The sequence below is a fragment of the uncultured Vibrio sp. genome, from assembly GCF_947488985.1.
Taxonomy (GTDB): domain Bacteria; phylum Pseudomonadota; class Gammaproteobacteria; order Enterobacterales; family Vibrionaceae; genus Vibrio.
On the sequence record NZ_CANLBV010000149.1, the window covers coordinates 1 to 5,180 of the forward strand.

6 protein-coding genes are annotated in these 5,180 nt (G+C 43.1%); all 6 read left to right on the forward strand.

From position 1 onward, the window contains the following. Positions 1-289 precede the first annotated feature (289 nt). A complete protein-coding gene (artP, locus tag Q1A70_RS18760; RefSeq protein WP_299695302.1) occupies positions 290-1,018 on the forward strand; it encodes an arginine ABC transporter ATP-binding protein ArtP in 729 nt (242 codons plus the stop codon). Between the two features lie 120 nt (positions 1,019-1,138). Continuing rightward, positions 1,139-1,882, forward strand: a complete 744-nt coding sequence (locus tag Q1A70_RS18765) for a lysine/arginine/ornithine ABC transporter substrate-binding protein (protein ID WP_299695305.1) — start codon at positions 1,139-1,141, stop codon at positions 1,880-1,882. A 1-nt stretch (position 1,883) separates the two neighbouring features. Then, a complete protein-coding gene (artQ, locus tag Q1A70_RS18770) occupies positions 1,884-2,570 on the forward strand; it encodes an arginine ABC transporter permease ArtQ (RefSeq protein WP_299695307.1) in 687 nt (228 codons plus the stop codon). Then, positions 2,567-3,235 carry an arginine ABC transporter permease ArtM gene (artM, locus tag Q1A70_RS18775; RefSeq protein WP_299695310.1) on the forward strand — a complete coding sequence of 223 codons (669 nt, stop codon included), beginning with the start codon at positions 2,567-2,569 and terminating at the stop codon, positions 3,233-3,235. Before artQ ends, artM begins: the two co-directional genes overlap by 4 nt. Before the next feature lie 319 nt (positions 3,236-3,554). Then, positions 3,555-4,049, forward strand: a complete 495-nt coding sequence (locus Q1A70_RS18780) for a GNAT family N-acetyltransferase (protein ID WP_299695313.1) — start codon at positions 3,555-3,557, stop codon at positions 4,047-4,049. Between the two features lie 677 nt (positions 4,050-4,726). Continuing rightward, positions 4,727-4,993, forward strand: coding sequence for a hypothetical protein (locus tag Q1A70_RS18785; RefSeq protein WP_299695316.1), 267 nt, complete (start codon positions 4,727-4,729; stop codon positions 4,991-4,993). Positions 4,994-5,180: the final 187 nt, after the last annotated feature.

The window sequence follows — 5,180 nt, forward strand, 5'->3', positions numbered from 1 at the left end:
TCAGTGTAATTATCATAGTTCGTAGCATGATCCTGATTTTACTAAAAATCAAGCACCTTCAATGATCACGGGTATAGCCTTTGAATTAAAGCAAGCTAACCGCTTATTCACCATCACAATTCTATATTTTAGAATATTTCAACCAATAAGTCCTGGTAGTTGTATAGGCTGATTTTTATCTATCTACCATTACAAAAATTCAACATTTCAGTTTTTATACATTTTTCTTGCATAAAATATCGATTTGAATAGAATAACCCACTAATGACAATTAATGCAGTATTGTGGCATGAGTATTCAAGTAAAGCGCATCAACAAATCATACGGTGATACCCAAGTTCTTCACGACATCAGTTTCAACTGTGAGCGTGGTGAAACCCTTGTATTGCTTGGTCCAAGCGGCGCGGGTAAGAGTTCACTACTGCGTGTATTGAACTTGCTCGAAATCGCAGATAACGGTCAATTAGAGATCGCCGATGAGCAATTCGATTTTTCAAACCCAGTGCCAGAAAAGCAAGGTCTGAAATTACGTCGTAAAGTTGGCATGGTCTTCCAGCAATACAACTTATGGCCACATATGACGGTGCTGGATAACTTGATTGAAGCCCCAACAAAAGTAGCGGGGTTGGATAAGCAAGAAGCGATTAAGCAAGCGCAAGCCGTATTAAAAAAGCTGCAACTGGCCGATAAAGCCGACGCCTGGCCGCTGCAACTGTCTGGCGGTCAACAGCAGCGTGTTGCGATTGCTCGTGCATTGATGATGAAACCGGATGTGTTGTTGTTTGATGAGCCAACCGCAGCGCTTGATCCTGAGATCACCAACCAAGTCGTTAGCATTATTAAAGAGTTAAGCGGTACGGGCATTACCCAAGTGGTTGTGACACATGAGGTTGATTTTGCGAAGAAAATTGCCAGTCACGTTTTGTACTTAGAGAACGGATACATCGTTGAGCATGGAACCTGCGATTCTTTCGTTAACCCTAAAACACCTGAATTTTCACGGTATCTCATCCAATAGCATTCAGTGCAATCTCAGTATTTAGTTAAACCTAGGTCCGGTTAGAGCCTAGATTCAATTAGAACCATCAAATTATAAGAATGGCCACAGGCCGCTATCAAACAGATTCGGAGTAACAACATGAAAAAGATTCTACTAGCTTCACTTATCGGCCTTTCTTCTATGAGCGTGGCAGTAAACGCAGCGGCACAAGACGAAATCAAATTCGCAATGGAAGCGACTTACGCACCGTTCGAATACATGGACGAGAACAACCAAATTCAAGGCTTTGATGTTGATCTAGCAAACGCACTGTGTAAAGAGATGGAAGCAACTTGTACTTTCCACAACCAAGCATTCGATAGCTTGATCCCCGCACTTAAATTCAAGCGTTACGATGCCGCTATCTCAGCAATGGACATCACTGAAGCGCGCCTTCAACAAGTGAACTTCTCTAACGCTTACTACGATAACTCGGCAGCATTTATCTCTATCGAAGGTAAAGTTGCGGATCAAGTAGCACTTGAAGGCAAGCGTATCGGTGTTCAGAACGGTTCTACTCACCAGAGTTACCTACTTGAGCAAATGACGGGCGTAACAGCGGTACCGTACTCAAGCTACCAAGATGCGTTCATCGACATGAAGAACGGTCGTATTGATTCTGTATTCGGTGACACAGCCGTTGTAGCAGAATGGTTCAAGAAAGAAGACAACCTAACGTACGTTGGCGACCAAGTAACAAACCAAGAGTACTTCGGTAACGGCTTTGGTATCGCAGTAAACAAGAGCAACCAACAATTGGTAGATCAGCTTAACGTTGCACTTGCAGCAGTGAAAGCGAACGGTGAATACGACAAAATCTTCAACAAATACTTCGGTCAGTAATATGCAATTAACGGGTTACTCTTTAGGGCTCGTCGAAGCAAGCTGGATGACGGTTCAGCTTGCGTTCGTAAGCCTATTGGTTGGATTGGTTTTAGCCGTCGTGTTTGCAAGTGGTGAGATGTCTCGTCGCGTGGTTATTAGGTGGCCAGCGACAGCATTTGTGACGATCATTCGTGGTTTACCAGAAATCTTAGTCGTACTGTTTATCTACTTCGGTTCGACACAAGTACTCTTCATGATCACTGGTGATTTTATTGAAGTTAGCCCGTTCTTATCTGGTGTTGTTGCGTTGTCACTTATCTTCGCTTCTTACGCTTCACAAACCATTCGTGGTGCATTGAAAGCAGTAAGCAAAGGGCAGAGAGAAGCGGCGAGTGCATTGGGTATTCCTCAATCTCGCGCATTTTTCAGAATCGTATTACCACAAGCAGTAAGACACGCACTGCCAGGTTTAACCAACCAATGGTTGGTTCTACTCAAAGACACTGCATTGGTTTCACTGATTGGCGTAACGGATTTGCTGAAACAAGCACAACTAACATCTGCCGCAACCCATGAAGCCTTTACTTGGTACGCAACGGCTGCGGCTATCTATTTAATCATCACTTTAATCACACAAAGATTGGTAAAAGTGATTGATGGTAAGTTTTCTATTCAAGGTTTGGGTAACAAAGGGGCAATGGCATGAATCAACAATACCTCTCTCAAATGCTTGAAGGTTTAGCGACCAGTCTTCAACTTACAGGCGCTTCACTGATTGTTGGTTGTATCTTGTCACTGCTGATGACGGTAACACTGATCCTAAGATTACCTGCGATTCACTGGTTAACGCGTGGCGTCATCACGTTGTTCACTGGTACACCGTTATTGGTTCAGATCTTTTTGGTGTATTACGGTCCGGGTCAGTTTGATTGGATCCGTGAAAGCTTTATGTGGACATGGCTAAGCCAGCCTTGGTTCTGCGCGATGTTAGCTTTGGCGCTGAACACGGCGGCGTACAGTACGCTACTGTTTAAGGGCGCATTCAATGCCATTCCGGCAGGGCAGTGGGAAGCGTGTCGTGCATTAGGCATGGACAAAATCGCAACGCTTAAGGTGTTGCTGCCATATGCACTGCGACGCGCAGTTCCGGCTTACTCAAATGAAGTGATTCTAGTGTTCAAAGGCACTTCACTGGCAAGCACCATCACCATTATGGATTTGATGGGTTACGCTCAGCGTATTAACGGCCAAACCTACGACACATTAACAGTATTCGGCCTTGCAGGCGCATTCTACTTAGCGGTCAATGGTGTACTGACGCTGATCTTCCGTCAGGTAGAGAAGAAAGCCCTCGCATTCGAAGTGGCGTAACCTCGCCACTCACAAACTTAGTTAACGTAGTAGAGCCTGCTATCTATGCACACATAGATAGCAGTTTTTTATGTTTTCGTTTTAAGAATACTGTTTGTATATACAAGTTATTGGGATTTCACTCAAAATCAGACTATGCAGAAATATTCTGCATTTTGTGACTCGCCTAGCATGCACAACCATTAAGGTGCTGAATTAAAATGACTAATAGTGGTAGTGTGGTTCAAATTTAAGAACTAGATAGAAAAATTCTATATTTAAATACAGAATTTTTCTGTCTAATATAGCTGTTATGCATCTATATAATTTAGAGGAATAAATGGAAGTTAAAATTAGACGCTCAGAGGCATCTGATGCACGAAAAATCAAAGAGATATATGAATGCCCTAATGCTTATAGTAATACGCTACAACTGCCTCATCCGTCGATAGAGTTGTGGGAAAAGCGAACGTCGAATATACCAGATAATGTATATTCGTATGTGGCTACTCTTAATGGTGAAGTGGTTGGGAATATCGGATTCGAAGTTTGTGTTAGCCCTAGAAGGCGACATGTTGCGTCGTTTGGCATAGGTGTTAAAGACGAACATTTAGGGGCTGGAGTTGGCAGTAAATTACTCGCTACAGTGATAGATTTAGCAGACAACTGGCTAAATTTAGTACGCTTAGAGTTGACGGTATATACCGACAACCAAGCAGCAATTGGTTTATATAAAAAATTTGGGTTTGTCATCGAGGGAGAGTCACCAGCGTACGCGTTTCGCAATGGTGAGTTTGTTGCTGTATACCATATGGCAAGAGTAAAAAATGCATAACAAACGCTTCAAGACGGACTCGCAAACGCGTGCCATTTTCGCTTCGCTCTAATTTTGGCACACATTCACTCGCCACTTAAGCGGGCGTTAGTTTGCAGAGGGCAGAAAAGCATTTTTGCTCTAAAAGCTGGCTCTGTGTCTTTGCTATTCACCGGTTCGTTTTCCAATCTTTATCATCGTAGTTCTCATCACGCGTAGTGAATTTTTCGTTTAAGTGATTTACGCGTCATTCAGTTCTTCTACGTTAGTAAGGTTCTTTTTTACAAGTTCTTTAGCGCTGCTTCTTTGGTGTTTTTAGGCAATCACATTTTTTCAAGGCTTGGCGTGTTTGGTTGTCAGCACCTTCGAAAGTCTTCTTTGCCAAGTTTGTTTGGTGATTGGGTTTGAATTTCGAACTATTCATTTTACTTGTGGGTTCAAAGCCAGTAGTTTTGTAACTAATTCAGCACCTTGGCACTAAGCCCTTGGCTTCATCGCGGTGGCAAACTAACAAATTGCTTAAGACGGACTGCTAACACTTGGCATTTTCAGTTCCAACTAGGTTAGTGATTAAGGTGTGTTGCTTAAAGTTAAGTGCGTGTTAGCAGCCACTTAGCAGGGCGTTAGGCATTAATCGTCAAACTCTCAAATTTTACTGATATAATGCCTTTCATTTCAAAGTGGTAGAGTTTGTAAGTATGGACATAGACACGTTAACTCGAACAGAACTGATTGAGTTAAATAATCGAATCGTGGCTCGTTTGGAAAGTATGGATGAGCTTGAAGTTCAAGCCAAAAGGCAACAGTTCACACTTGGCTCTCCAGCCGAGTTTGTCGATGACAAAGGCACAGCTCGTGTCTGTGTCGTGGTTAAGTTCAATAAAAAGACCATATCAGTGTCAACAGTCAACGGTGAACGTTGGAATATTCCGGCAGATCGGCTGCGTCCGTTGGCAAATGCCTAACAAAGCGTTTAAGAGGGATTCGCAACGCGTGGCATTTTCACAATACGTTGGTTTTAGTGATTAAGGTGGTATGCAGGAGCTTCGGTATTGCGTTGCTCACCCCTTAACGCGGCTACATGGATTCCCCCGGTTGTCAAACATCCGCTAAACTTATATTGATGGGTTTTGGACTGCCGCTCTACATTCG

Bases quoted from the DNA above. Each gene is read 5' to 3' on its own strand.
- artP (WP_299695302.1), top strand. From the start codon at position 290: ATGAGTATTCAAGTAAAGCGCATCAACAAATCATACGGTGATACCCAA.
- Q1A70_RS18765 (WP_299695305.1), top strand. From the start codon at position 1,139: ATGAAAAAGATTCTACTAGCTTCACTTATCGGCCTTTCTTCTATGAGC.
- artQ (WP_299695307.1), top strand. From the start codon at position 1,884: ATGCAATTAACGGGTTACTCTTTAGGGCTCGTCGAAGCAAGCTGGATG.
- artM (WP_299695310.1), top strand. From the start codon at position 2,567: ATGAATCAACAATACCTCTCTCAAATGCTTGAAGGTTTAGCGACCAGT.
- Q1A70_RS18780 (WP_299695313.1), top strand. From the start codon at position 3,555: ATGGAAGTTAAAATTAGACGCTCAGAGGCATCTGATGCACGAAAAATC.
- Q1A70_RS18785 (WP_299695316.1), top strand. From the start codon at position 4,727: ATGGACATAGACACGTTAACTCGAACAGAACTGATTGAGTTAAATAAT.